This is a genomic window from Variovorax sp. LARHSF232, from assembly GCF_052871435.1.
This window is the reverse complement of the sequence record NZ_JBIXJS010000007.1, coordinates 79,420-103,493: the sequence shown is the minus strand read 5'-3', so window position 1 is coordinate 103,493 and position 24,074 is coordinate 79,420. Positions and strand designations below refer to the sequence as shown.

Below are 24,074 nucleotides of genomic sequence, written 5' to 3'. Positions count from 1 at the left end.
CCCATGCCCACTACCGCCGCACCCGCGACCGACGACAACCAGCTGATCGCCGAGCGCCGCGAGAAACTGAAGGCCTTGCGCAGCGCTCAGGCCGAAGGCAAGGGCGTCGCCTTTCCCAACGACTTCAAGCCTGCCAATCGGGCGGCCGAGTTGCTGGCGGCCCACAGCGGCACCGAAGCCGAAGCGCTGGAAGCGCAGAACGTCGCCGTCAGCGTGGCCGGCCGCATGATGCTCAAGCGCGTCATGGGCAAGGCCAGCTTCGCCACCTTGCAGGACGCCACCGGCCGCATCCAGCTCTACATCACGCGCGACGCCATCGGCGAAGAGGCCTACGCGCAGTTCAAGCACCTGGACCTGGGCGACATCCTGGGCGCGCACGGCACCCTGATGAAGACCAAGACCGGCGAGCTGTCGATCAAGGTCGCGCAGCTGCGCCTCTTGACCAAGAGCCTGCGCCCGCTGCCTGACAAGTTCCACGGCATGGCCGACCAGGAGCAGAAGTACCGCCAGCGCTACGTCGACCTGATCACCGACGAATCGGCGCGCGCGCGCTTCACCGCCCGCAGCCGAGCTGTTTCGGCGCTGCGCGAGTTCATGGTGGGCCACGACTTCCTCGAGGTCGAGACGCCCATGCTGCATCCGATCCCGGGCGGCGCCAACGCCAAGCCCTTCAAGACGCACCACAACGCGCTCGACCAGGAAATGTTCCTGCGCATCGCGCCCGAGCTGTACCTCAAGCGCCTGATCGTCGGCGGCTTCGAGCGCGTGTTCGAGATCAACCGGAGCTACCGCAACGAGGGCATCTCGGTGCGGCACAACCCCGAGTTCACCATGATGGAGTTCTACGCGGCCTACTGGAATTACCGCGACCTGATGGACTTCACCGAGAACCTGATCCGCAACATCGCGCAGAAGGCCGTCGGCACCTTGCAACTCGAGTACCAGGGCAAGCCGGTGGACCTGATCCAGCCCTTCGAGCGCCTGACGATCCGCGAAGCGATCCGCAAGCACACCGAGGCCGGCGAGCACGTGGACGACGCCGACTGGCTGCGCAATGCCCTGCGCAAGCTGGGCCTGACCGAAGAGAAGAACCGCCTGGCCGGCCGCAGCCTGGCCAGCCTGCAGGTGCTGTACTTCGAGGAAACGGTGGAAGAAAAGCTCTGGCAGCCCACCTTCATCATGGAGCACCCGACGGAAATCTCGCCACTGGCGCGCGCCAACGATGACCGTCCGGAAGTCACCGAGCGCTTCGAGCTCTACATCACCGGCCGCGAGTTCGGCAACGGCTTCTCCGAGCTCAACGATGCCGAGGACCAGGCCGCGCGCTTCAACGCGCAGGTCGACGCCAAGGACAGCGGCGATGACGAAGCCATGTTCTACGACCACGACTTCGTGCGCGCGCTGGAATACGGCATGCCGCCCACCGGCGGCTGCGGCATCGGCATCGATCGGCTGATGATGCTGTTGACCGATTCGCCCAGCATCCGCGACGTCATCCTGTTCCCCGCGCTGCGCCGCGAATCCTGATGCACGAAGCGATGCCCGCGATCGGCATCGACTTCGGCACCTCGAACTCCGCCATTGCGTGCGCGCCCCAGGGCGCGGGCGCCGCGCGGCTGCTGGCGGTCGAAGGCGAGCACCAAACCCTGCCCACGGCGGTGTTCTTCAACGCCGAGGACCGCAGCACGCATTTCGGCCGCGACGCCATCGCGCACTACCTGGCAGGTACCGAAGGGCGCCTGATGCGCTCGCTCAAGAGCCTGCTCGGCAGTTCGCTGATGCAGGAGTCCACGGCGGTCTACGACGGTTTCGTCAGCTTTCACGACATCGTTGCGCGCTTCCTGCATGAGCTCGGGTCTCGGGCAGCGACGACGCTCGGCGAGCGGCCGCAGCGCGTCGTGATCGGGCGCCCGGTGCACTTCGTCGACGACGACGCCAAGCGCGACCGCCAGGCCGAAGACAGCCTTCGCGGCGCGGCGCGGTCGGCGGGCTTTCGCGACATTGCCTTCCAGCTCGAACCGATTGCCGCAGCATTCGACTACGAACAGCGCGTCGCCCGTGAATCGCTGGTGCTGATCGTCGACATCGGCGGCGGCACCTCGGACTTCACGGTCGTGCGCCTGGGCCCGTCGCGCATGACGCGGGCCGAGCGCACCGACGACATCCTGGCCACGAGCGGCGTGCACATCGGCGGCACCGATTTCGACCAGCGCCTCAATCTCGAGTGCGTGATGCCGATGCTCGGCTTCAGGCATGCCGGACCGCAGGGCCGCGAGGTGCCGAACCGCGTCTTCTTCGACCTGTCGACCTGGCATCTGATCCACTGGGCGCAAGCACCCCAGGCCATCGGCCAGGCGCAGCTGCTGCGCGACAACTACACCGACCGTCGCCTGCATGAACGACTGATGCGGGTGCTCAGGGAGCGCCTGGGCCATCACATCGCCAACGAAGTCGAAGGCGCCAAGATTCGCGCCTCGATCAGCGGTGAGCCGGTCGCCATCGACCTTTCCTTTGTCGATGGCGCGCTGAACGCGACGCTGACGCCCACGGACATGCGCCAGCAGCTGGCCGAGCAACTCGACGCCGTGATCGCCTGCGCACACGCCTGCGTCAAGCGCGCCGGCCTGACCAGCCACATGCTCGATGCCATCTACCTGACGGGCGGCTCGTCAGCCTTGCAGCCCTTCCAGCAGGCCCTGCGCCGCAGCTTTGCCGGCGTGCAGGTGATCGAAGGCGATCTGTTCGGCGGCGTGGCCGCCGGCCTTGCCTATGCCGCGCGCGTCGCGCAGCGCGCCGACGCATGAAGTACCTCGCAGGTTACGCCCCGGCGCTGCTGGCCCAGGTGCAGCAACGCATCGACGAAGGCAAGCTGGGCGACTTGCTGCGCGCCCGCTATCCGGAGGCGCACGAGGTGCGCACCGACCGCGCGCTCTACGACTACGCGAGCGCGCTCAAGGCGCAGTTCATGCGCAAGGCCGAGCCCCTGTCCAAGGTGGCGTATGACAACAAGCTGCACGTGGTGGGCCATGCGCTGGGCACCCATACGATGATCTCGCGCGCCCAGGGCGGCAAGCTCAAGGCCAAGCGCGAGATCCGCATCGCCAGCGTCATGCGCGAGGTGCCGCCCGAATGGCTGCGCATGATCGTGGTGCACGAGCTGGCCCATATGAAGGAACGGGCGCACGACAAGGCTTTCTATGCGCTGTGCACCCACATGGAACCGGCCTACCACCAGTACGAGTTCGACCTGCGGCTTTACCTCACGCACCTGGACCTGGGCGGCGAGGCCTTGTGGTCCGCCTCGGGCGCGTCAACCTAGGCAGCAGCTTCCAGGCGACGCAAGGCGTCCAGGTAGCGGCGCGAACCGGTCAGGGCGTCCCAGGCCGGCGCCGCGCCCGCCGGCAGCAGCGCCATCCGGCGGCCGGCACTCTCGGGGTCGGGTGACCAGCGGCCGGTGCGCAGCGCCGCGGCCACGCCTTCGCGCATTTCATCCAGGCCGGCCGCCTTTTCGCCCACGCTCTGGTTGCACAGCATGGCCAGATCGCAGCCGGCCTGCAGGGCGGCCAGCGCCGCATCGGCGAAGCTGAGCAGACGCTCGTCGATGTAGCGGCCGGCCTCCATGCTGAGGTCGTCGCTGAAGATGGCGCCGGCGAAGCCCAGACGGCCGCGCAGCACGTCCTTGAGCCAGCGCGCAGAGAAGCCGGCCGGACGGGCGTCGACCTTGGGATAGATCACATGCGCCGGCATCACCGCGGCCAGACTCGGGCTGAGCCACTCAAAGGGACGGCCGTCCTCCGCCAGGATGGTCTTGAGGCTGCGCCGGTCGACCGGAACGGCCACGTGCGAATCCGCCTTCACGAAGCCGTGGCCGGGAAAGTGCTTGCCGCAGTTGCCCATGCCGGCTTGCAACATGCCGTGCATCACGCTCTTGGCCAGCAGGGCCACCACGCGCGGATCGCGGTGAAAGCTGCGGTCGCCGATCACGCTGCTCTCCCCCCAGTCGAGATCGAGCACCGGCGCAAAGCTGAAGTCGATGCCGCAAGCGCGCAGCTCGCTGGCCATCACGTAGCCCGCGCTGCTGGCCAGCTGCGTGGCCTGCATGGCGTCCCGCATCCATAGCCGGCCCAGTTGGCCCATGGCGGGCAGGCGGGTGAAGCCGTCGCTGCGAAAGCGCTGCACGCGGCCGCCTTCGTGGTCGACGCAGATCAGCATGTCGGGCCGCAAGGACTTGATCTCCCGATTGAGCGCGCTCAACTGCGCGCGGCTTTGCCAATTGCGGGTGAAGTGGATCAGGCCACCCACCAGGGGATCGGCCAGGCGGCGGCGGTCATCGGCCGTCAGCTCCGTGCCGGCGACGTCGATGATGAGCGGCGCGTGCGCAGTTTCTGTCTTCTTTTTCATGGGTTGGCAGGAGGTGGCAGGCCGCGCTCGACGACCACGAAGCTGGCGGCGTAGTCGCTTTCATCGGTGACGGTCACGTGAGCCGTGAGGCCCTGGGCCTCGAACCAGTCCTTCAATGCGCCATGCAACACGATCTGCGGCTGGCCGCTGGGCAGGTTGGTGATCTCGCACAGGCGCCAGCTCATGGGCATGCGCATGCCCTTGCCGATCGCCTTGCTGAAGGCCTCCTTGGCCGAGAAGCGGGTGGCCAGGTAACGCACGCCGCGCTTGGGCCAGCGGGCGCTGCGGGCGCGCCAGACGGCAAGCTCGGCGTCACCCAGCACCTTGGTGGCAAAGCGCTCGCCTTGCCGCTCCAGGGTGGCCGTGATGCGGCGGATGTCGCAGATGTCGGTGCCGATGCCGTAGATCACCGTGCTTCGCTGATGCAGCGCAGGTAGTCGCGGGTGGTGGCGGCGTAGCCCTGCTCGAGCGCGTCGGCAATGAAGGCATGGCCGATCGAGACCTCGCGCACCTCGGGCACCGCGCGCAGAAACTGGGCCAGGTTGTCGCGACTGAGGTCGTGGCCGGCATTGACCTCCAGGCCTGCCGCCTGCGCGGCCTTGGCCGCCTCCACGTAGAGCTGCAGCACCGCATCGGCGCGCGAGGTGCCGCGCGAGGCGGCGTAGCCCTCGGTGTAGAGCTCGACCCGATCGGCGCCGACGGCCTTGGCGGCGGCCATCATGTCCGGATCGGGGTCCATGAACAGGCTCACTCGCACGCGCAGCGCCTTGGCCTCGGCGATCAGAGGGCGCAGCCGCTCGGCATCGTCCGGAAAGCTCCAGCCGTGGTCGCTGGTGAACTGGTCGTGGCTGTCGGGCACGAAGGTGGCCTGGTGCGGGCGCAGTTCGCGCACGTAATCCATCAGGTTGTGAAAGGGATTGCCTTCGATATTGAACTCGGCCTTGGGCCAGTCCTTGGCCAGCAGTTCCGACAGCTCGCGCACGTCCTGCCCGCGAATGTGCCGCTCGTCCGGCCGCGGATGCACTGTGATGCCGTGCGCGCCGGCGTCCAGGCAGACGGCGGCGGCAAAAAGCACGCTGGGAATGCCCAGGTGGCGCGTGTTGCGCACCAAGGCGACCTTGTTGAGATTGACCGACAGGGCAGTGGAGGTGGGGCTCATAGGGCTTGCAGATCTCTCATCAGTTGCCGGGTGCGCAAGGTGCCGACGCCGCAATGGTAGTTGAGCAGCACGCGCAGCTGGTTGCGCAGCGCGCTGTTGCCGCCGGGCGCCAGGCCGGCGATGCGGCGCAAGGTGGCGGTGAACGGCACGCGCTCGTCCAGGGCCGACTGCAGGCTCTGCCAGTCGGCGCCGGACAGGGAGGCCTCCTCGCCCTCCGCCTGGCGCAGTCCGGCCTCGGCCACCAGGGCGTAGGCGAGCGACTCCTTCAGCGGCCCCAGCGTCAGGGTCTGGGCATCGAGGCTGGGCAGCAGGCCGATCTCACGCAGGAGGATCAGCTCGAAGGCGCGCAGCGCAGCCGACTGCGCCGCGCTCTGCGCTGTCGCATGTTCGCCCGCCAGCACCTCCACCGCGCCCGCATAGGCGTCGAACAGCGCCGGGTGCGGATCGTCGCGCGCCAGAAGGCGCATCAGCAATTCGTTGAGGTAGTAGCCCGACAGAAGCGCGTCGCCGGTGGGCATGACATGGCCGCCCATCCATTCGGCTGCCTTCAGCGTGCGGATCTCGGTGTCGCCGCCGAAGTTGAGCTGCAGCGGCTGCAGCGGCAGCAGCACCGGCCGGAAGTTGGAGCTGGGCCGCTTGGCGCCCTTGGCCACCAGCGCAATGCGGCCGTGGTGCCGGGTGAAGGTCTCCAGGATCAGGCTGGACTCGCTCCAGTCGTAGCGGTGCAGGACGTACGCCGGCTCGTGCGAGACGCGATGGGTGGCCACCTGACGCTGCTCTGCCGCCGGCTTACTCGTAGCCGAAGGACTTGACCCGCGCCTCGTCGTCCGCCCAGCCCGAGCGCACCTTCACCCACAGCTCGATGAAAACCTTGGCGTCCATCAGCTTTTCCAGCTCCTGGCGCGTCTCGGTGCCGATGCGCTTGATGCGCTCGCCCTTGTCGCCGATCACCATGGCCTTGTGGCCGTCGCGCTCGACCACGATGGTGGCGGCGATCTTCAACAAGCGCTTCTGGCCCTTCTTCTGCGGCGGCTCTTCCTCGAACTTGTCGATGACGACGGTGGAGGTGTAGGGCAGCTCGTCGCCGGTCAGGCGGAAGAGCTTCTCGCGCACCGTCTCGCTGGCCAGGAACTTCTCGCTGCGGTCGGTCAGCTCGTCGGCGTCGTACCACCAGTCCTGCTCGGGCAGGTATTTTTCGCAGATGCCCAGCAGGCGCTCGATGTCCTTGGCATTTTTGGCCGACATCGGCACGAACTCGGCAAAGTCGTGCTCCGTCTGCATCTGGGCCAGCCAGGGTGCGATGTCGCCGCGCCGGTGCACGTTGTCCAGCTTGTTGGCGATGAGGAGCGTGGGAATCTGCTTGCCCAGGAGCTTCAGCACGCGGGCGTCGGCCGGGGTGAAGCTGCCGGCCTCGACCACGAACAGGATCAGGTCGACGTCCGCCACCGCGCCCAGCACGGTCTTGTTGAGCGAGCGGTTCAGTGCATTGGCATGGCGCGTCTGGAAGCCCGGCGTATCGACGAAGACGTATTGCGTGCCGCCGCTGCCATCGGGCTGCGCCACCGTGCGCATGCCGGTGATGCGGTGGCGCGTGGTCTGCGCCTTGCGCGAGGTGATGCTGATCTTCTGGCCCACCAGTGCGTTCAGCAAGGTGGACTTGCCCACGTTGGGCTTGCCGACGATGGCGACCAGGCCGCAGCGGCGGCCGGCCACGGCCGGTGCGCCGCCCTCGCCTGCGGCGCCGGGTGCTGCGCCCGCTGGCGGCTGCGTATCTTGGGATTCCTGGTTCATTTGCTTCTCTGGTTGCGCGCCTTCAGGCGGATCAGCATGGCGGCGGCGGCGGCCTGTTCGCCGGCCCGGCGCGAGCCGCCGATGCCGCGCTCGGTCCAGCCGAACTCGGCCACCTCGCACTCGACCTCGAAGGTCTGCTTGTGCGCGGCTCCAAGTGTGGCTGCCACGCGGTAGACGGGCAACTTCATTTTGTGTCCCTGCAGCCATTCCTGCAGTTCGGTTTTCGGGTCCTTGGCGGCGGCGTCCATGCGAGGGGTGATCTCGACTGACTCGTACAGCCGATGCACCAGCGCCTCGGCCGCCACGAAGCCGGCATCGAGGTAGACGGCACCGATCACGGCCTCCAACGCATCGGCCAGGATGGAGGGTCGGTTCGGCCCGCCCGAGCGGGCCTCGCCCTCGCCCAGGCGCAGCAGCGGCGACAGGGCCAGCTTGATCGCCAATTGATGCAGCGTGTCCTGCTTGACCAGGTTGGCGCGCACGCGCGAGAGATCGCCTTCGGGCAGCTCGGCCAGGCGGCGGTAGAGCAGGTGCGAGACGGCCAGGTTGAGCACCGAGTCGCCCAGAAATTCCAGGCGCTCGTTGTGGTCGGCCGAGAAGCTGCGGTGCGTCAGCGCGCGCTGCAGCAGGCGCGGATCCGCAAAGCTGTGTTGTAGGCGCGCTTGCAGCGCGGCAATTCCGCTTTCCGACACAGCCGATCCATGCGCGCCGAGCCTCAGCTCGACTGGCCCTTGTATTTCAGCAGCAGGTAAGCGGGGCCGAACAGATGGATCTCGCGGTCGTAGGCGAACGAGACGACGACCTTGTCGCCGACCTTCTGGACGTCGAGGTCCTTGCCGCTGACGGACTGGAAGTCGTCGATGGCCTGCGCACGGTCGAAGATCGCGCGCACCTCAGGCACCGTGGTGCCGTCTTTCGCCTTGTTCACGGCCTTGGTGATGGCCTGGTACTCGATCAGCGTCGGAATGACCTGCGCCACCACGATACCCACGCAGCCCACCACTGCGGCCACGAACAAAAGGCCGACGAACGAAATGCCGCGCTGCCCCGACGGGCGGCCCCACCGCTTAACCCTCATGACTATCCTCGTCTTATTGAACGCTTATTGGAATGAACCGATGCGTTTGAAATTGCCGAAGTTCATCCAGATGAAAAACGCCTTGCCGACGATGTTCTGGTCTGGAACGAAGCCCCAATAGCGCGAGTCCAGCGAGTTGTCGCGGTTGTCACCCATCACAAAATAATGGCCCGCGGGCACTTTGCAAACCACGCCTTCAATACTGTAACGGCAATTGTCACGATTCGGGAACTCGGCGATCTCCACCTCGGACAAACCGGCGCGGCGGCTATCGTCATTCAGCAGTTTGTGTTCTTTTCCGCTCAGGTCTTCGCTGTATTGCTTGAGGTAGCGCATGCTCTCCTCGTCGAAATACTCGGGCACCGAAGTCTTGGGCACCGGCTTGCCATTGATGGTGATCTGCTTGTTGAGATAAGCCACCTCATCGCCCGGCACGCCGACCACCCGCTTGATGTAATCCATGCTGGGCTTGGGCGGATAGCGAAACACCATGACGTCGCCGCGCGCCGGCGGCGTGCCGTCGGTGAGCTTGGTATTGATCACCGGCAGGCGAAAACCGTAGGTGTACTTGTTCACCAGGATCAGGTCGCCCGTCAGCAGGGTCGGCATCATCGAGCCGGAGGGGATCTTGAATGGCTCCACCAGGAAGGAGCGCAGCAGAAAGACCGCCAGGATCACCGGGAACAGGCCAGCCGTCCAATCGAGCCACCAGGGCTGCATCAACAGGCGCTCGCGCGCCTTGCCGTCTTCGCGGTCGACCTGGGTGATGCCCTGCTTGGTCAGCTCTTCACGCCGCTGCGCCAGCGAAGCATCGAGCGCCTGCGCCGCCTGCGCGCGGCGCGGTAGAAAATAGAAGCGTTCGGTCAGCCAGTAGATGCCCGTCACCGTGGTGGCCAGGAATAGCAGCAGCGAGAAGTTGCCTTCGACCGCGCCGAAATACCAGGCGCCGATATAGCCGGCAAAAGCGGCGAGGATGAGGGAGGTGAGAAAAGGCATTCTTTTTAGTCTTCGACTTGCAGGATCGCGAGGAACGCTTCTTGCGGGACCTCGACCGAGCCGATCTGCTTCATGCGTTTCTTGCCCGCCTTCTGCTTTTCAAGAAGCTTCTTTTTGCGGGTGATATCGCCGCCGTAGCACTTGGCGAGCACGTTCTTGCGCAGCGCCTTGATTGTCTCACGCGCAATGATGTTGGCCCCGATGGCGGCCTGGATCGCCACGTCGTACATCTGGCGCGAAATGATCTCGCGCATCTTGCTCACCACCGCCCGGCCGCGGAATTGCGACTGGCTGCGGTGCACGATGATCGACAGCGCGTCGACCTTGTCGCCGTTGAGCAGGATGTCGACTTTGACCACGTCCGAGGCGCGATATTCCTTGAACTCGTAGTCCATCGAGGCGTAGCCGCGGCTCACCGATTTGAGCTTGTCGAAGAAGTCCAGCACGATCTCGCCCAGCGGCATCTCGTAGGTCAGCATGACCTGGCGGCCGTGGTAGGCCATGTTGATCTGGACGCCGCGCTTCTGGTTGGCCAAGGTCATCACCGAGCCCACGTATTCCTGCGGCATGTACAGGTGGACGGTGACGATCGGTTCGCGAATCTCGGCCATGCGGCCGACATCGGGCATCTTGGAAGGGTTCTCCACCATGATCACCTCGCCGTCGCTCTTGACGACCTGGTAGACCACACTGGGCGCGGTGGTGATGAGGTCCTGGTCGAACTCGCGCTCCAGGCGCTCCTGCACGATTTCCATGTGCAAAAGGCCCAGGAAGCCGCAGCGGAAACCGAAGCCCAGCGCCTGGCTGACTTCCGGCTCGTAGTGCAGCGAGGCATCGTTGAGCTTGAGCTTTTCCAGCGCGTCGCGCAGCGCGTCGTACTCGCTGGCCTCGGTCGGGTACAGACCGGCGAACACCTGCGGCTGGATTTCCTTGAAGCCCGGCAGCGGCTCGGTGGCAGTGAAGGCGGCGCCGCCGCTGCCACCCTTGATCAGGGTGACGGTGTCGCCCACCTTGGCGGCCTGCAGCTCCTTGATGCCGGCGATGATGTAGCCCACCTCGCCCGCCTCCAGCGAGTCGCGTGACTCGTTGGCTGGCGTGAAGACGCCCAGGTTGTCGGCGTTGTAGTTGGCACCAGTGGCCATCATCTTGATGCGCTCGCCCTTGGCCAGGCGGCCATCGACCACGCGCACCAGCATCACGACGCCGACGTAGGCGTCGAACCAGCTGTCGATGATCATGGCGCGCAACGCGCCTTCGGGGTTGCCGCGCGGCGCCGGCACCTTGGCGACAACCGCTTCCAGAATTTCCTCGATGCCCAGGCCGGTCTTGGCCGAGCATGGAATCGCATCGCCTGCATCGATGCCGATCACATCTTCGATCTCGGCCTTCGCGTTGTCGGGATCGGCCTGCGGCAGATCCATCTTGTTGAGCACCGGCAGCACTTCAACGCCGAGGTCGAGCGCGGTGTAGCAGTTGGCCACCGTCTGCGCTTCCACACCCTGGCTCGCATCGACCACGAGCAATGCGCCTTCGCATGCGGAGAGCGAGCGCGACACTTCATACGAGAAGTCGACGTGGCCCGGCGTGTCGATCAGATTGAGGTTGTAGACCTTGCCGTCGCGCGCCTTGTAGTGCAGCGCAGCGGTCTGCGCCTTGATGGTTATCCCACGCTCCTTCTCGATGTCCATCGAGTCGAGCACTTGCGCCTCCATCTCGCGGTCCGCGAGCCCGCCGCAGCGCTGGATCAGGCGATCGGCAAGCGTCGACTTGCCGTGGTCGATGTGCGCAATGATCGAAAAATTTCTGATGTGATTCATCAACGGGGACGCTTAAGTACTTGAATTGGCTCGTGCACGCCGCTTGCGGGCAAGAAAAAAGGGCGCGTCCTCTAGGAGACGCGCCCTGAACCAACAAGCAATGGCAACTGCAGTAGTTGGAGCTTCATTGTAGGCAAAAAGGGGGGCGCGTACAGCCGAGGGAACCGGCCAAAAGGCTCGTTGCAGGTCAGCAACATGAAACTTATAAACAGCTTATCAACAAAACCTGTGCAGCATGCTTGGGACAACTTGTGGGCGATCTGTGGAGCGCCGGTGGACTGTCACAAGACATCCCGCATCGTGAACAAGCATGTTTGCCTTATGCGCCGGACCTGCCAGAGAGCCCTCGTATTCTACCAAATTGGGTTGTTAGCTTTTGGATAAGTTAGTGTGCGCAAACTAATTTATTGCTGGATGGAGGCGTCGAATATTTTTGAAAGCGTCTGCATTTGGCCAAAAAAAGGCCCCAAACCCGACTAGCGGCTGGGGCCACTTGACGCACCGGCGTCCGATCAGCGAGAGGGCCGCAGCAACGCGTACTGCGCCCAATCGCCGCGCCGAAAGAGCATGCTGATGGGCTTGGACTTGTCGGCCTTGGCCAATGCGCTGTCGAACTCCTTCAGGCTGGAGATCTCGGTGTTGCCCACGGCAAGAATCACGTCGCCCTCGCGCAGTCCGGCGCGGGCGGCGGCTTCGGTAGCGGACTCGACCTTCACACCACCCTTGAGCTTGAGTTCGCGCTTTTGAGCTTCGCTCAGTTCACTCACCGCCAGCCCGAGGGAACGAGCCGCCACCGAAGAAGAGGACTTCGCAGCGGGCTCCTCGCGCTCGGCCGCCACCTTGGCCGGCTTGTCGGGCTCGATCTCGGCGATGGTCACGCTCAAGTCGCGCGTGGCGCCGCGGCGGAACACGGTGACGGTGCTGCGCGTGCCCGGCTTGGTATTGCCCACCAGGCGGGGCAAGTCGCTGGGCCGCTCGATGGGCTTGCCGTCGAACTTGGTGATGATGTCGCCCGCCTCGATGCCGGCCTTCTCGCCCGGCGAGCCGGCTTCCACGCTGCGCACCAGCGCGCCGGCGGCCTTGCCCAGGCCGATCGATTCGGCCACGTCCTTGGTCACCTGGTCGATCTGCACGCCGATACGTCCGCGCGAGACGCGGCCATTGGAGCGCAACTGGTCGCTGACGCGCACCGCCTCGTCGATCGGAATCGAGAAGGAGATGCCCATGAAGCCGCCCGAGCGCGAATAGATCTGACTGTTGATGCCCACCACCTCGCCACGCATGTTGATCAGCGGTCCGCCCGAGTTGCCCGGATTGATGGCCACGTCGGTCTGGATGAAAGGCAGGTAGTCGCCGGTGTCGCGCTGCTTGGCGCTGACGATGCCGGCGGTGACGGTGTTCTCCAGGCCGAAAGGCGAGCCGATGGCCATCACCCACTCGCCCACGCGCAGGCGGGAGATGTCGCCGACCTTCACCGCCGGCAAACCGGTGGCGTCGATCTTCACCACCGCCACGTCGGTGCGCTTGTCGGCGCCGATGATCTTGGCCTTGAACTCGCGCTTGTCGGTCAGGGTGACCAGCACTTCGGAGGCGTCTTCCACCACGTGCGCATTGGTCATCACGTAGCCGTCGGCGGTCAGGATGAAACCGGAGCCGACGCCGCGCGGACGCTCTTCTTCCTGCGGTTGGGGACGATTGGGACGCGGCGAGCGCGGAGCGCCCGGCATCGGTTGGCCGAAGAAGCGCCGGAAGAACTCCTGCATCTCCTCGTCCATTTCGGGACTGCCGCGCTGGCTCACCCGCTCGATGGTCCGGATGTTGACCACCGATGGGCCGACCTGGTCCACCAACTCGGTGAAATCGGGCAGCGCGCGCGATGGCGATTGCGCCAGCGCCGGCGTGGCCGGCATGAAGCCCAATGTCGCGCCAAGCGCCAGCGCACCGGCCATGGCGTAGCTACGAAGATTTTTTCCCTCGGCTTTGAACAGCATCATCATCGATTGGCTCTCACTAGACAAAGAAAGAAAGAAACAAGGAAGCGCGTGTTTCAGCGCGGCACCCGTGCCAGGCTTTGCGCAAAGGCGTCCAGCGTGCGGGGCGGGACTTCGCCGACCGCCGTCAGCCACCAGTCGCCGGAAGGATCCGCCAGGCGTCGGGTAAGCGTATAGGTGGCGCCAAGGGCCATCAAGCCCTCGCGGGCATCGCGCTTGGCGTCATAGGGTTCGAGGAACAGCGAGACCGTCGCCAGCCCGTCGGTGAACGTCCATTGCAGGGTGCGCTCGGCGCTCGAAGCCGCGCCCATGGCGCGCCGGTAGCAACTGGTCGACTTGAAGCCTGGCACCGGGCTCTTGAGCATCCAGCCTTCGGCCTGCGGCGTGGTGCGTTCGATCTGCGACTTCTCCATGCGGTAACCGGCGGTGTTGCCCATCAACTGGGCCAGCGCCTGCACCTTGACCGGCGCATCGAGCTGAAGCTCGGAGAATGCCGATTGCTCCACCACCCGGCCATCGCTATCGACGGTCTGCAGCTTGGTGAGCAGCCCGGAGTTCTTTTCGGTCCAGACGCGATAACCGAAGCGCAGGTTGTCGCGCGGCATCAGCTGGATCACGTCGGTGTCGAAGCCGGCCACCCGCCCCTTGCCGACGACCTTGACGGTGTAGAAGTCGGCAACGGCGGAATCCGGCGCGCCCAGCAGATTGGGGAAGAGATCCAGGTTTTCGCGCTTCTCGCTCTTGACCACGCGCTGGTCGGGCAGAAAGGTCAGCACCTGCTCGTTGCGCCGGAAGGTGGTGCGCGGCGGGCCAGACAACACGTCGACCCGCTCGATCTGAAGGTCGCCTTCGCAGGCATGCCAGATGCGGGCGCTCGACAGGTTGCCTGCCGCCACCGTGACCACGAAGGTGCCCACATAGGAATGGCGGCGCGCGGCGCCGTGCATGCGCTTGAGCCAGTCCACCACGCCGAGCTGCGGGGTTTCATCCGAGGCCGTAGCGCTGCGCGCCGCGATGTTGGCCGAGGGACCGCCCACCGCGGTCTGCGCCGTCGCGAATTGGGCCATGCAAAGCGCCGCCAAGGCGGGCACGAAGACCTGCATGGGATGTCGCGTCGGAATCGTCATTGCGTCTTGGAGCTGCGCATGACTCAGCGCGACTGGCCCTCGAAGGTGGCATTGCGCAGGAAGCCCGAAGGCATGTGCGAGCCGCCGCCGGCTTGCTGGTGCGCTTCCAGCAGCGCATCCAGGCGCGGATCACGCAGCATCAGTTGCGGCTGCTGCCGTTCGCCGATGAGCACGCGCGTGGTCGTCGTCGGGCTCTCGCCTGCTGGCTGAATGGACGATGCCAGCACGGGCACGTTGCCGGCGCCTTGCACCCCTTGTGCCAACTGCGCACCTGCCGGCGCCTGCAGCGGACCACCAACCCAGTTCCAGCCGACGGCGGCTGCTAGCGCAAGCGATGCGACGCCGGCCACCAGCTTCCAGCGGAAGATAGGCTCGTTCGCTGCCTCGGCCTGCGGGGCAGCCTCGACGGCGGGCGCCGCGGCCACGGCCGGCTTGACGCCTTCCGATGCCAGGCGTTCACGCAATCCGGCGAGGAAGGCCGAGGAATCACGGCATACCGTGTGCCGGCCGGAGCGCAGCACCTCGCCAACCACGTGATAGGTGTTCCATGTGCCGCGCAGTTCATCCTGGCCGCACACTTGCTCGACGGTCCGGGCGAAGTCTTCGCCGCGCAATTGGCCGTCCAGAAGCGCCGAAACCTGTTCGCGCAACTTGTCGGAGTCGTTCATCTCGTTCACCTGCTTTCAACCTACCAGCGCTTCCCGGACTGGTTGTCCAGAAGCGGTTTGACCCGGGCCGAAATGGCTTCGCGCGCCCGAAAGATGCGCGAGCGCACCGTGCCGATCGGGCAATTCATGACCTCGGCAATCTCTTCGTAACTCAAGCCTTCGATTTCCCGCAGGGTCACTGCCTGCCGCAGTTCGGCGGGCAGCGCCTCCATGGCGGCGTTCACCGCGGCCGCGATTTCCTTGGCCGCAAGAATGGTGTCGGGGCTCTCGTCCGTCGTTGGTTCGTTTCCGGGCCTGTAAGTTTCATCGTCGTCCTCGCTGGCGCGCAGGGCGGCCTCGGACACGGTCGGATCACGCTTCATGTCCACCAGCGCCTTCTTGGCGGTGTTGACGGCGATGCGATAAAGCCAGGTATAGAACTGCGCCTCGCCCCGAAACTGGTGCAGCGCACGGTAGGCGCGGATGAAGGTTTCCTGGGCGATGTCCTCGACCAGGTCGACGTCGCGCACCATGCGGCCGATCAGGCGCTCGATGCGCCGCTGGTACTTCAGCACCAGCAGCTCATAGGCCTTGTCGTCGCCGGCGACCGTACGCTGGACGAGCTGGAGGTCGGCATCGGCCGAGTTGATGGGTGGCGCTGGTGGCGGCGTGGCGGGCGTCGTCATGGCTGGGCCGCCCCCTCATGAGGTGCGGCGATCGATTCCGTCGCGTGCAACGCGCGCCGCAGGTCCAGCCAGCGCGAAGGCCAGCTTGCGCGTTCCAGCCAGAGCCAGGCGGCAGCCCGCCCAGGTTCGTACAGGCGCACCAGCATCAGCGCCTGAAAGTCCAGATGAATCGACACGCGCGCCGCGCTCAGTGGCTTGCTACCCGCGCACGACCAATGCTGACCATCCCATTGCAACTCGGCGCCCTCGCCCAGATGGGCTGCACGCCAGGCGGCATTGCCAGCCACCAGAAGCGTGAGCGCCAGCAGCGCCGTCCGCCAGCCCGCGCCGCTGAACTGGAGGCACCAGGCGGCCAGCCCGGCCGCCCCCAGGCACCAGATTCCCAGCAGCAACCCGCGCGCCATACGCGAGCGCCCCACCGGATAACTCACCGATGGGGCGCTGTGCATGGAGGAAGGTTCGAACTCAAGCGCGCTTGAACACCAGCGTGCCGTTGGTGCCCCCGAACCCGAAGTTGTTCTTGACCGCGACGTCGATCTTCAGATCGCGCGCCTGGTTGGCGCAGTAGTCGAGATCGCACTCCGGATCCTGGTTGAAGATGTTGATGGTCGGCGGGCTCTTCTGGTGATGAACCGCCAGCACCGTGAACACCGACTCGATGCCGCCGGCGCCGCCCAGCAGGTGGCCGGTCATCGACTTGGTCGAGTTCACCACCATCTTCTTGGCCTGGTCGCCGAAGGCCAGCTTGATGGCGTTGGTCTCGTTCACGTCGCCCAGCGGCGTGGAGGTGCCGTGTGCATTGACGTAGTTGACCTGGTCGGCATTGACGCCGGCGTTGGCCAGCGCGTTGACCATCGAGCGGCGCGGGCCGTCGACGTCAGGCGCCGTCATGTGATAGGCGTCGCCCGACATGCCGAAGCCCGCGATCTCGGCGTAGATCTTGGCGCCGCGGGCCTTGGCGTGCTCGTATTCCTCGACCACCATGACGCCGGCGCCTTCGCCCAGCACGAAGCCGTCGCGGTCCTTGTCCCAGGGGCGCGAAGCCGTCTTGGGATCGTCGTTGCGGGTGCTCAATGCACGCGCCGCGGCGAAGCCGCCGATGCCCAGGGGCGACACGGTGGATTCGGCGCCGCCGGCAATCATCACGTCGGCATCGCCATACTCAATCATGCGGGCTGCCATGCCGATGGCATGCAGTCCGGTGGTGCAGGCGGTGACCACTGCGACGTTCGGCCCCTTGAAGCCGAACTTGATCGACACGTGGCCCGAGATCATGTTGATGATCGAGGCCGGCACGAAGAATGGCGAGACGCGGCGCGGACCGCGGTTCACCAGTTCGGTGTGCGTCTGCTCGATCATCGGCAGTCCGCCGATGCCCGAGCCGATGTTGCAGCCGATGCGAACCGCCTGCTCCGGCGTCAGCGCGTCGCCGGTGGGCAGCCCGCTGTCTTGCACCGCCTGAACGGCCGCGGCCAAGCCGAGATGGATGAAGCGGTCCATGTGACGCGCTTCCTTCTCGGGGATGTATTGGGTGATGTCAAAACCCTTGACCTCGCCGGCAAAGCGGCAGGCGAAGGCACTGGCATCGAAACTCTTGATCGTGTCGATGCCCGACTGACCGGCCAGCAAGTTGGCCCAGGCTTCCGTGACGGAATTTCCGACTGGAGCCAGGCAACCGAGCCCGGTCACGACGACGCGGCGTTTGGTCATGCCGGCAAACCTTTCTGGGAAGAGTGAATCCGCTCTGGCGGCGCGTCACCCAGAAGGCCCGCGCGCCACTGAACAGAGTTCAGCGCGGCCGATCAGGCCTTTTGGTTCTTGGTGGCGTAGTCGACGGCGTTTTGCACCGTGGTGATCTTCTCGGCGTCTTCGTCCGGGATCTCGATGCCGAATTCGTCTTCGAGCGCCATCACCAGTTCGACCGTGTCCAGAGAGTCCGCGCCGAGGTCGGCCACGAAAGCCTTTTCGTTGGTGACTTGGGACTCTTCGACGCCGAGTTGCTCGGCGATGATTTTCTTGACACGTGCTTCGATATCGCTCATTTGGTTCCCTCTGAGGGTTGTAAGTAACTTGTGGATTTTAGCTGGCCGGGCCTTGGTATTTGCCCGACCTGCCGCTTGGAGAAACTGATGCCTGGCTAATGCTGGGCTGAGGCCTACATGTACATGCCACCGTTGACGTGCATCTCCTGCCCCGTCACGTAGCCTGCCTGCGGCGACGCCAGGTAGGCCACCGCGTGCGCAATGTCGGCCGGCTTGCCCAGATGCCCCAGCGGAATCTGCGAAAGCAGCGCCTGCTGTTGGACCTCTGGCAACGCTGCCGTCATGTCGGTGGCAATGAAGCCGGGCGCGACGCAGTTGACCGTGATGTTACGGCTGCCGAGCTCGCGCGCCAATGCGCGCGTCATGCCGGCGACACCGGCCTTGGCTGCCGCGTAGTTGGCCTGCCCCGGATTGCCGGAGGCACCGACCACGCTGGTGATGCTGATGATGCGGCCGTAACGCTGCTTCATCATCGGGCGAATCACGGCACGCGACAGGCGGAACACCGCCTTCAGATTGGTGTCGAGCACCGCGTCCCAGTCTTCGTCCTTCAGGCGCATGGCCAGGGTGTCGCGCGTGATGCCGGCGTTGTTCACCAGCACCTGCAGGCTGCCATGCTCCTTGACGATGGCATCGACCAGGGCGTCGGTGGCTGCGGCATCGTTGACGTTGAGCACGCGCCCTTCACCACCGTGGGCCGACAGCGCGGCCGTGATGGACGCGGCGCCCTCGGCCGTGGTGCCGGTGCCGATCACCTTGAGTCCGCGCTGCGCCAGTTCGAGCGCGATGGCCGCGCCGATGCCGCGCGTGGCGCCGGTCACCAGGGCCACCTGGCCTTCGAATGCAATGGAATCGCTCATGATGGTGTTCAGGCCAGCTGTTGTTTCACATCGGCCAGCGAGGCCGGATCGAAGATCGCACCCGCGGCGAGATCCGGCGCGATGCGCTTGGCCATGCCGGCCAGCACCTTGCCGGGACCGCACTCGATCACCGCCGCGACGCCGCGCGCCTGCAGGGCCTGCACCGTCTCGACCCAGCGCACCGGGCCGGCGGCCTGGCGCACCAGCGCGTCGCGAATGCGGGCCGGGTCAGTCGGGGCGGCCACGTCGATGTTGTTCACCACCGGGATCTGCGGCGCGGCGAATTCGATGTCGGCCAGCTTGGCGCGCAGCGCATCGGCCGCGGGCTTCATCAGGCTGGAATGGAAAGGCGCCGACACCGGCAGCGGCAGCGCACGCTTGGCGCCGCTCGCCTTGAGCATTTCGCAAGCCTTCTCGACGGCGGCCTTGCTGCCGGCGATCACGGTCTGCATGGGGTCGTTGAAATTGACGGCTTCCACCACTTCGCCAGAACCGGCGGCAAAGGTGGCGCCCGCTTCGCCACAACCGGCGATGACCTTGGCGGCGTCCATGCCCAGAATGGCGGCCATGGCACCGGCGCCGACCGGCACCGCCTGTTGCATGGCCTGGGCGCGAAAGCGCACCAACGGCGCGGCCTGCGACAGGCTCAGCACGCCGGACGCCACCAGCGCCGAGTACTCGCCCAGCGAATGACCGGCGAGCACAGCCGGCTTGGCGCCGCCCTCGGACAGCCAGGCGCGCCAGGCGGCAATGGCCGCCACCAGCATCACCGGTTGCGTGTTGGTGGTGAGCGCCAGGGCTTCCTTGGGGCCTTCGCGAATCAGCTTGGCGACGTCTTCGCCCAGAGCTTCAGAAGCCTCGGCCAGGGTTTCGCGCACGGCCGGATGATCGCCCCAGGCGTCCAGCATGCCGACGGCCTGCGACCCTTGGCCGGGGAATACAAAGGCAAATGATTTCATGGTTGTGGTGTCTCCTGCAGCGGCGACCGACCCGCCACAGAGGGCGGGTGGGGCCTCGCGCACTACATGTTCAATAGCACGGCGCCCCAGGTGAAGCCGCCGCCCACGCCTTCCAGCATGACGGTATCGCCCTTCTTCACCTTGCCGCTGCGCACCGCATCGTCGAGCGCGAGCGGAATGGATGCCGCCGAGGTGTTGCCATGCTCGTGCACCGTGACGATCAGCTTCTCGCGCGGCAGCTTCAACTTCTTCGCGGTGCCTTCCATGATGCGGATGTTGGCCTGATGCGGGATCAGCCAGTCGATGTCGGCATCGACCTTGCCGGCCTTGGCCAGCGTGGCGCGCGCCGCTTCTTCCAGCACACGCACGGCCAGCTTGAAGACGGCTTGACCGTCCATGTGCAGCAAGGGCTTGCCCAGGACCTGGCCACCCGACACGTGACCCGGCACGCACAGGATGTCGGCGTGCTTGCCATCGGCATGCAGGTCGCTGGCCAGGATGCCGGGAGTTTCGCTGGCTTCCAGCACCACGGCGCCGGCGCCATCGCCAAACAGCACGCAGGTGGTGCGATCGTTGAAATCAAGGATGCGGGAGAAGACTTCAGCGCCCACCACCAGCGCGCACTTGGCGCTGCCGGTGCGGATCATCGCGTCAGCCACGGTGAGGGCATAGACGAATCCACTGCACACCGCCTGCACGTCGAAGGCGGGGCACCCGGCGATGCCCAGCTTGTTCTGCAGGATGGCCGCCGAGGACGGGAAGACCATGTCCGGCGTCGAGGTAGCGACGATGATCAGATCGACCTCGCTGGCCTTGCGGCCAGCCGATTCGAGCGCATGCCTGGCGGCCTCGAAGCCCAGATCACTGCTGGTGACGTCGGGGGCGGCAAAGTGGCGGGCGCGGATCCCGGTCCGCTCAATGATCCATTGGTCGGAGGTCTCGATGCCACGCTGCGCGAGTTCGCGCGCGAGATCGTCGTTGGTCACCCGGCGCGGCGGCAGGTAGCTGCCCGTTCCGGTAATTCTTGAATATGAGGCCATCAGACTTGAAGTGCCGCCGGTTCAGCCGGCGCCGCGGACTCTTTACGCGCAAGAAGCGGTGCGGCGTGCGCGATGCGGGCTCGAACGCGGTCGAGCAGATTGTTGCGAGCGGCATCATAAGCGCGATCCAATGCGTACCCGAAAGCCATCTCGTCAGCAGAACCATGGCTTTTGAACACCAGGCCACGCAGACCCAACAGCGCCGCGCCGTTGTAGCGACGATGATCCAGGCGGTTCTTGAATGACTTTAGAACCGGATAGGCAATGATCGCGGCAATTTTGGTGAAAATGCTGCGCGAAAACTCAAAACGAATGAAGTCACCGATCATCGACGCGACCCCCTCGCTGGCCTTCAGGGCCACGTTTCCGACGAAGCCGTCGCACACCACGATGTCGGTCGTACCCTTGAAAATGTCGTTGCCCTCGACATTGCCATAAAAGTTCAAATCCTGCGAATTAGCCGCCGTTCGGAGCAGTTGCGATGCTTTTTTAATCGCTTCGCTGCCCTTGATGGCTTCTTCACCGATGTTGAGCAAGCCGACCGACGGCGACTCGTTCCCGGTCAGGGCCGAGACCAGGGCGGAGCCCAGAACGGCGAACTGCAACAGGTCTTCCGCATCGCAGTCGACGTTGGCGCCCAGGTCCAGCACAGTGGTGGCACCACCCTTGACATTGGGCAGTTGCGGCGCAATGGCCGGGCGGTCGATGCCGTCCAGGGTCTTGAGCAGGTAGCGCGCAATGGCCATCAGCGCACCGGTATTGCCGGCCGACACCGCGGCTTGGGCAGCGCCCTCCTTGACCTGCGCGATGGCCACGCGCATGGAGGAGTCCTTCTTCTTGCGCAGGGCAACCTCGATGGGGTCGTCCATGCCCACCACCTCGCTGGCCGGCACGATGCGGGCCCGCGGATGGAAAAAACCAGCCAACACCGCAGGCGCGCCGACGAGCAACAACGAGGCCTGCTCGTGGCGCTCCAGGAATGCCTTGCACGCCGGCAACGTGATCGACGGGCCGTGGTCGCCCCCCATGCAGTCGACGGCCAGTGTGACCGCGGGCAAGGGAGCAGAAGCGAATTCGGAAGGCGTAGCCATCAAAACAAAGGCCCGACGCTACAGCAGAAGTAGCCTCGGGCCTGCGCCTGGGGATATCAGATCAGGCTTCGTTCTTGGTCTTGAGCACCTTGCGGCCGCGATAGAAGCCGTTCGGGCTGATGTGGTGACGCAGGTGCGTCTCGCCGGTGGTGGGTTCGACGGCGATGCCGGGCACGCCCAGGGCATTGTGCGAACGGTGCATGCCACGCTTGGAGGGCGACTTCTTGTTTTGCTGGACGGCCATGATGGCTCCTGGAATTCGGTTGGTTGGTGGGGCGTTCTTGCAGCACAACCTCTAGCTATCTAGCCCAGGCCGCCTGCCTATCCCGATCTTCTTGCCAGTCAAGCCCTTGAAGCCCTTGGTCGAGCTCTTGTAGCCATAACTGAACACGGGTACGCGCGAAGCCCATGATTATAGCGCAGCTTGCCCAAGATGCGCCAGCCCCTATTCCGGCTTGCCGGAGCGCAGCTTGGCCAGCGCGGCGAACGGGTTGGCGCGCTTGTCTTGGGCGGCCTCGAAATCAGGGTCCGCCACCGACAAGGGAACGTCCTGCGGGCACACCTCATGGCGCGGCGTGATGGGGAGCGCCATCAGCAACTCATCTTCGATCAGGCCATGCAGGTCGAAATCGCGGCTCACGACCAGCACGTCTTCCTCGGATTCTTCGTCCAGCGCAGCCGCCGCGTCCTCGTCGGGCGCGAAGCGAAACCAGCGATCGACCTCGATGCGGGTCTGCACCGGCGCGAGGCAACGCTGGCACACCAGCGGCAAGGTAGCGCTGGCGCTCAAGTGCAACCAGGGTTCGGCGCGGCCGGCGGCGTCATGGCGCTCTTCGCCCACAGCCTCCCAGGCAATGACGCCGCTCGAAGTCGGCTCCACCGCTTCCGCGGCCAGCCGGCCGTATCGGTTCAAGGCGTCCGCGGCCGAGAGGCGGACGCCGGCCTCGGCAAACCCGGCCACGTCCAGGCGCTCGGGTGCAAATTCTCTCTTCATGCGCCCAGTCTAATCCGCCGGGCTGCCGGCATCCCAGACAATCGGCTCCATGCAAAAAAGGACTGTGATCTTGGCTTCCACCTCGCGCTACCGGCGCGAGCTGATGAAGCGCCTGTACCTGCCCTTCGAAGTCCAGTCGCCCGAGGTCGACGAGACAGCGCTGGATGGCGAATCGCCCCAGGTGCTGGCCGAGCGACTGGCACTGGCCAAGGCCGAGGCCGTGGCCGAGCGCTTTCCCGAGGCGGTGGTGATCGGCTCCGACCAGGTGGCGGACCTGCAAGGCCACGCCCTGGGCAAACCGGGCACCCATGCGCGCGCGGTCGAGCAACTGCGCCGCATGAGCGGCCAGACGCTGATCTTCCAGACAGCGGTGGCGGTGGTGTGCCGCGCCACGGGCTTCTCGCAGCGCGACATTGCACCGGTGCGCGTCGTGTTCCGAAATCTGAGCGATGCCGCCATCGAGGCTTATCTGCGCGCCGAGCAACCGTACGACTGCGCCGGCAGCGCCAAGAGCGAGGGCCTGGGCATCGCTCTGCTCGAGGCAATCGACAGCGACGACCCCACGGCTCTGGTTGGCCTGCCCTTGATTCGAACCTGCAGGATGCTGCGGGCCGCCGGAGTGGACCTGTTGTGACCCGGCAGCACGGCACCCTCTACCTCGTTCCGGCACCGTTGGATTTCGGCTGCGAGACGCAGGCGCCCGTCGAAGACGTCGTGCCGCTGGGCACGCTGCGCGTTGCCGCCGGCCTCACGCACTGGATCTGCGAAAACGCCAAGACCGCGCGTGCCTACCTCAAACGCATCGAAGCAGTCGCACCCTTGGCGGCGCCGCTGCAGGCGCAGCAGTTCCAGGAGCTGCCGCGCGAGGTGCACAAGAAAGGTGACCATGCCGGCCAATTCGACGCCAAGCCCATGCTGGCCCCGGCCCTGGCCGGGCACGACATGGGCCTCATGAGCGAAGCCGGCATGCCGGCCGTGGCCGATCCGGGCTCGTCGGTCGTCAAGGCGGCGCACGAGTTGGGGCTCGCGGTGGCGCCGCTGAGCGGGCCGGTATCGCTGCTGCTGGCGTTGGCGGCCAGCGGACTCAACGGCCAGAACTTCGCCTTCGTGGGCTACCTGCCGCAAGACGCCGAAGAGCGCACGCGCCGAATCCGCGAACTGGAGGCCCTGGCGCTGCGCAGCGGCCAGACCCAGCTCTTCATCGAGACGCCCTATCGCAACGCCGTGTTGATGCAGGCGCTGACGCAAACGCTGCAGCACAACACCCGGCTCGCTGTGGCGCGCGGCCTGACCCTGCCGAGCGCCAGCGTGCGCTGCCAGACCGTCAAGGCCTGGCGCGGCCAGCCGACTGCAGAGCAGGAGCGGCTGCCCGCGGTATTCGCCATCGGGCGCTAA

Annotated in this window: 27 protein-coding genes; 5 read left to right on the top strand and 22 right to left on the bottom strand. The window is 65.7% G+C overall.

Annotation, left to right across the window (positions count from 1 at the left end):
* Positions 1-3: 3 nt before the first annotated feature.
* Genes lysS through ACIPRI_RS18135 form a run of 3 tightly spaced genes read left to right on the top strand, consistent with a single transcriptional unit; the run spans position 4 to position 3,319 of the window.
* Positions 4-1,527 (top strand): lysine--tRNA ligase, encoded by a 1,524-nt coding sequence (lysS, locus tag ACIPRI_RS18145; protein ID WP_446622865.1) that lies wholly within the window; start codon positions 4-6, stop codon positions 1,525-1,527.
* Entirely contained in the window at positions 1,527-2,804 is a 1,278-nt protein-coding gene (locus ACIPRI_RS18140; protein ID WP_446622864.1) for an Hsp70 family protein, read from the top strand. The genes lysS and ACIPRI_RS18140 overlap by 1 nt, the downstream gene beginning before the upstream one ends.
* Entirely contained in the window at positions 2,801-3,319 is a 519-nt protein-coding gene (locus tag ACIPRI_RS18135) for a YgjP-like metallopeptidase domain-containing protein (protein ID WP_446622863.1), read from the top strand. The genes ACIPRI_RS18140 and ACIPRI_RS18135 overlap by 4 nt, the downstream gene beginning before the upstream one ends.
* Here ACIPRI_RS18135 and nagZ read toward each other — a convergent pair.
* From nagZ to ACIPRI_RS18025, 22 genes are all read right to left on the bottom strand, one after another.
* Entirely contained in the window at positions 3,316-4,401 is a 1,086-nt protein-coding gene (gene nagZ / locus ACIPRI_RS18130; RefSeq protein ID WP_446622862.1) for a beta-N-acetylhexosaminidase, read from the bottom strand. The two genes, ACIPRI_RS18135 and nagZ, sit on opposite strands and share 4 nt — an antisense overlap.
* Positions 4,398-4,811: a holo-ACP synthase gene (acpS, locus tag ACIPRI_RS18125; protein WP_446622861.1), complete on the bottom strand. Its 414-nt coding sequence runs from the start codon at positions 4,809-4,811 to the stop codon at positions 4,398-4,400. The genes nagZ and acpS overlap by 4 nt, the downstream gene beginning before the upstream one ends.
* Positions 4,808-5,560, bottom strand: a complete 753-nt coding sequence (locus tag ACIPRI_RS18120; protein ID WP_446622860.1) for a pyridoxine 5'-phosphate synthase — start codon at positions 5,558-5,560, stop codon at positions 4,808-4,810. The genes acpS and ACIPRI_RS18120 overlap by 4 nt, the downstream gene beginning before the upstream one ends.
* Positions 5,557-6,327 carry a DNA repair protein RecO gene (gene recO / locus ACIPRI_RS18115; protein WP_446622859.1) on the bottom strand — a complete coding sequence of 257 codons (771 nt, stop codon included), beginning with the start codon at positions 6,325-6,327 and terminating at the stop codon, positions 5,557-5,559. Before recO ends, ACIPRI_RS18120 begins: the two co-directional genes overlap by 4 nt.
* A gap of 22 nt (positions 6,328-6,349) precedes the next feature.
* The gene (gene era, locus ACIPRI_RS18110; RefSeq protein ID WP_446622858.1) at positions 6,350-7,351 is read right to left on the bottom strand and encodes a GTPase Era; all 1,002 of its coding nucleotides are present in this window, start codon (positions 7,349-7,351) and stop codon (positions 6,350-6,352) included.
* On the bottom strand, positions 7,348-8,043 hold the full coding sequence (gene rnc, locus ACIPRI_RS18105; RefSeq protein ID WP_446622857.1) for a ribonuclease III: 696 nt from the start codon (positions 8,041-8,043) through the stop codon (positions 7,348-7,350). Before rnc ends, era begins: the two co-directional genes overlap by 4 nt.
* Before the next feature lie 23 nt (positions 8,044-8,066).
* Complete coding sequence (locus ACIPRI_RS18100) at positions 8,067-8,429, bottom strand: DUF4845 domain-containing protein (RefSeq protein WP_446622856.1); 363 nt, start codon at positions 8,427-8,429, stop codon at positions 8,067-8,069.
* A 24-nt stretch (positions 8,430-8,453) separates the two neighbouring features.
* A complete protein-coding gene (gene lepB, locus ACIPRI_RS18095; RefSeq protein ID WP_446622855.1) occupies positions 8,454-9,425 on the bottom strand; it encodes a signal peptidase I in 972 nt (323 codons plus the stop codon).
* 5 nt (positions 9,426-9,430) lie between these two features.
* Entirely contained in the window at positions 9,431-11,242 is a 1,812-nt protein-coding gene (lepA, locus tag ACIPRI_RS18090) for a translation elongation factor 4 (protein WP_446622854.1), read from the bottom strand.
* 512 nt (positions 11,243-11,754) lie between these two features.
* Positions 11,755-13,233: a DegQ family serine endoprotease gene (locus tag ACIPRI_RS18085; protein WP_446623053.1), complete on the bottom strand. Its 1,479-nt coding sequence runs from the start codon at positions 13,231-13,233 to the stop codon at positions 11,755-11,757.
* A 56-nt stretch (positions 13,234-13,289) separates the two neighbouring features.
* Complete coding sequence (locus ACIPRI_RS18080; protein WP_446622853.1) at positions 13,290-14,360, bottom strand: MucB/RseB C-terminal domain-containing protein; 1,071 nt, start codon at positions 14,358-14,360, stop codon at positions 13,290-13,292.
* 23 nt (positions 14,361-14,383) lie between these two features.
* Positions 14,384-15,028, bottom strand: a complete 645-nt coding sequence (locus tag ACIPRI_RS18075) for a sigma-E factor negative regulatory protein (RefSeq protein WP_446622852.1) — start codon at positions 15,026-15,028, stop codon at positions 14,384-14,386.
* Between the two features lie 20 nt (positions 15,029-15,048).
* The gene (rpoE, locus tag ACIPRI_RS18070; RefSeq protein ID WP_446622851.1) at positions 15,049-15,693 is read right to left on the bottom strand and encodes an RNA polymerase sigma factor RpoE; all 645 of its coding nucleotides are present in this window, start codon (positions 15,691-15,693) and stop codon (positions 15,049-15,051) included.
* Positions 15,690-16,142, bottom strand: coding sequence for a hypothetical protein (locus tag ACIPRI_RS18065; RefSeq protein WP_446622850.1), 453 nt, complete (start codon positions 16,140-16,142; stop codon positions 15,690-15,692). Before ACIPRI_RS18065 ends, rpoE begins: the two co-directional genes overlap by 4 nt.
* A 16-nt stretch (positions 16,143-16,158) precedes the next feature.
* On the bottom strand, positions 16,159-17,403 hold the full coding sequence (fabF, locus tag ACIPRI_RS18060) for a beta-ketoacyl-ACP synthase II (RefSeq protein ID WP_446622849.1): 1,245 nt from the start codon (positions 17,401-17,403) through the stop codon (positions 16,159-16,161).
* 92 nt (positions 17,404-17,495) lie between these two features.
* The gene (gene acpP, locus ACIPRI_RS18055; protein WP_007830471.1) at positions 17,496-17,735 is read right to left on the bottom strand and encodes an acyl carrier protein; all 240 of its coding nucleotides are present in this window, start codon (positions 17,733-17,735) and stop codon (positions 17,496-17,498) included.
* A 113-nt stretch (positions 17,736-17,848) separates the two neighbouring features.
* Positions 17,849-18,595 carry a 3-oxoacyl-ACP reductase FabG gene (gene fabG, locus ACIPRI_RS18050; RefSeq protein WP_446622848.1) on the bottom strand — a complete coding sequence of 249 codons (747 nt, stop codon included), beginning with the start codon at positions 18,593-18,595 and terminating at the stop codon, positions 17,849-17,851.
* An 8-nt stretch (positions 18,596-18,603) separates the two neighbouring features.
* Positions 18,604-19,554, bottom strand: coding sequence for an ACP S-malonyltransferase (gene fabD / locus ACIPRI_RS18045; protein WP_446622847.1), 951 nt, complete (start codon positions 19,552-19,554; stop codon positions 18,604-18,606).
* Positions 19,555-19,616: 62 nt separating this feature from the next.
* The gene (locus ACIPRI_RS18040; RefSeq protein WP_446622846.1) at positions 19,617-20,594 is read right to left on the bottom strand and encodes a beta-ketoacyl-ACP synthase III; all 978 of its coding nucleotides are present in this window, start codon (positions 20,592-20,594) and stop codon (positions 19,617-19,619) included.
* Positions 20,594-21,685 (bottom strand): phosphate acyltransferase PlsX, encoded by a 1,092-nt coding sequence (gene plsX / locus ACIPRI_RS18035; protein WP_446622845.1) that lies wholly within the window; start codon positions 21,683-21,685, stop codon positions 20,594-20,596. The genes ACIPRI_RS18040 and plsX overlap by 1 nt, the downstream gene beginning before the upstream one ends.
* A gap of 61 nt (positions 21,686-21,746) precedes the next feature.
* Positions 21,747-21,929: a 50S ribosomal protein L32 gene (rpmF, locus tag ACIPRI_RS18030; RefSeq protein ID WP_017760020.1), complete on the bottom strand. Its 183-nt coding sequence runs from the start codon at positions 21,927-21,929 to the stop codon at positions 21,747-21,749.
* Positions 21,930-22,130: 201 nt separating this feature from the next.
* Positions 22,131-22,679: a YceD family protein gene (locus ACIPRI_RS18025; RefSeq protein ID WP_446622844.1), complete on the bottom strand. Its 549-nt coding sequence runs from the start codon at positions 22,677-22,679 to the stop codon at positions 22,131-22,133.
* Between the two features lie 49 nt (positions 22,680-22,728).
* Between ACIPRI_RS18025 and ACIPRI_RS18020 the strand changes: the two genes are divergently transcribed.
* Together ACIPRI_RS18020 and ACIPRI_RS18015 are read left to right on the top strand one after the other, a co-directional pair.
* A complete protein-coding gene (locus ACIPRI_RS18020) occupies positions 22,729-23,313 on the top strand; it encodes a Maf family nucleotide pyrophosphatase (RefSeq protein ID WP_446622843.1) in 585 nt (194 codons plus the stop codon).
* Positions 23,310-24,074: an SAM-dependent methyltransferase gene (locus ACIPRI_RS18015; protein ID WP_446622842.1), complete on the top strand. Its 765-nt coding sequence runs from the start codon at positions 23,310-23,312 to the stop codon at positions 24,072-24,074. The genes ACIPRI_RS18020 and ACIPRI_RS18015 overlap by 4 nt, the downstream gene beginning before the upstream one ends.

Bases quoted from the DNA above. Each gene is read 5' to 3' on its own strand.
- ACIPRI_RS18075 (WP_446622852.1), bottom strand. From the start codon at position 15,028: ATGAACGACTCCGACAAGTTGCGCGAACAGGTTTCGGCGCTTCTGGAC.
- ACIPRI_RS18135 (WP_446622863.1), top strand. From the start codon at position 2,801: ATGAAGTACCTCGCAGGTTACGCCCCGGCGCTGCTGGCCCAGGTGCAG.
- lepB (WP_446622855.1), bottom strand. From the start codon at position 9,425: ATGCCTTTTCTCACCTCCCTCATCCTCGCCGCTTTTGCCGGCTATATC.
- ACIPRI_RS18080 (WP_446622853.1), bottom strand. From the start codon at position 14,360: ATGACGATTCCGACGCGACATCCCATGCAGGTCTTCGTGCCCGCCTTG.
- rpoE (WP_446622851.1), bottom strand. From the start codon at position 15,693: ATGACGACGCCCGCCACGCCGCCACCAGCGCCACCCATCAACTCGGCC.
- ACIPRI_RS18025 (WP_446622844.1), bottom strand. From the start codon at position 22,679: ATGAAGAGAGAATTTGCACCCGAGCGCCTGGACGTGGCCGGGTTTGCC.
- fabD (WP_446622847.1), bottom strand. From the start codon at position 19,554: ATGAAATCATTTGCCTTTGTATTCCCCGGCCAAGGGTCGCAGGCCGTC.
- ACIPRI_RS18140 (WP_446622864.1), top strand. From the start codon at position 1,527: ATGCACGAAGCGATGCCCGCGATCGGCATCGACTTCGGCACCTCGAAC.
- fabF (WP_446622849.1), bottom strand. From the start codon at position 17,403: ATGACCAAACGCCGCGTCGTCGTGACCGGGCTCGGTTGCCTGGCTCCA.
- ACIPRI_RS18020 (WP_446622843.1), top strand. From the start codon at position 22,729: ATGCAAAAAAGGACTGTGATCTTGGCTTCCACCTCGCGCTACCGGCGC.
- ACIPRI_RS18085 (WP_446623053.1), bottom strand. From the start codon at position 13,233: ATGCTGTTCAAAGCCGAGGGAAAAAATCTTCGTAGCTACGCCATGGCC.
- plsX (WP_446622845.1), bottom strand. From the start codon at position 21,685: ATGGCTACGCCTTCCGAATTCGCTTCTGCTCCCTTGCCCGCGGTCACA.
- ACIPRI_RS18100 (WP_446622856.1), bottom strand. From the start codon at position 8,429: ATGAGGGTTAAGCGGTGGGGCCGCCCGTCGGGGCAGCGCGGCATTTCG.
- acpP (WP_007830471.1), bottom strand. From the start codon at position 17,735: ATGAGCGATATCGAAGCACGTGTCAAGAAAATCATCGCCGAGCAACTC.
- lepA (WP_446622854.1), bottom strand. From the start codon at position 11,242: ATGAATCACATCAGAAATTTTTCGATCATTGCGCACATCGACCACGGC.
- era (WP_446622858.1), bottom strand. From the start codon at position 7,351: ATGAACCAGGAATCCCAAGATACGCAGCCGCCAGCGGGCGCAGCACCC.
- ACIPRI_RS18065 (WP_446622850.1), bottom strand. From the start codon at position 16,142: ATGCACAGCGCCCCATCGGTGAGTTATCCGGTGGGGCGCTCGCGTATG.
- rpmF (WP_017760020.1), bottom strand. From the start codon at position 21,929: ATGGCCGTCCAGCAAAACAAGAAGTCGCCCTCCAAGCGTGGCATGCAC.
- ACIPRI_RS18120 (WP_446622860.1), bottom strand. From the start codon at position 5,560: ATGAGCCCCACCTCCACTGCCCTGTCGGTCAATCTCAACAAGGTCGCC.
- lysS (WP_446622865.1), top strand. From the start codon at position 4: ATGCCCACTACCGCCGCACCCGCGACCGACGACAACCAGCTGATCGCC.
- nagZ (WP_446622862.1), bottom strand. From the start codon at position 4,401: ATGAAAAAGAAGACAGAAACTGCGCACGCGCCGCTCATCATCGACGTC.
- fabG (WP_446622848.1), bottom strand. From the start codon at position 18,595: ATGAGCGATTCCATTGCATTCGAAGGCCAGGTGGCCCTGGTGACCGGC.
- ACIPRI_RS18040 (WP_446622846.1), bottom strand. From the start codon at position 20,594: ATGGCCTCATATTCAAGAATTACCGGAACGGGCAGCTACCTGCCGCCG.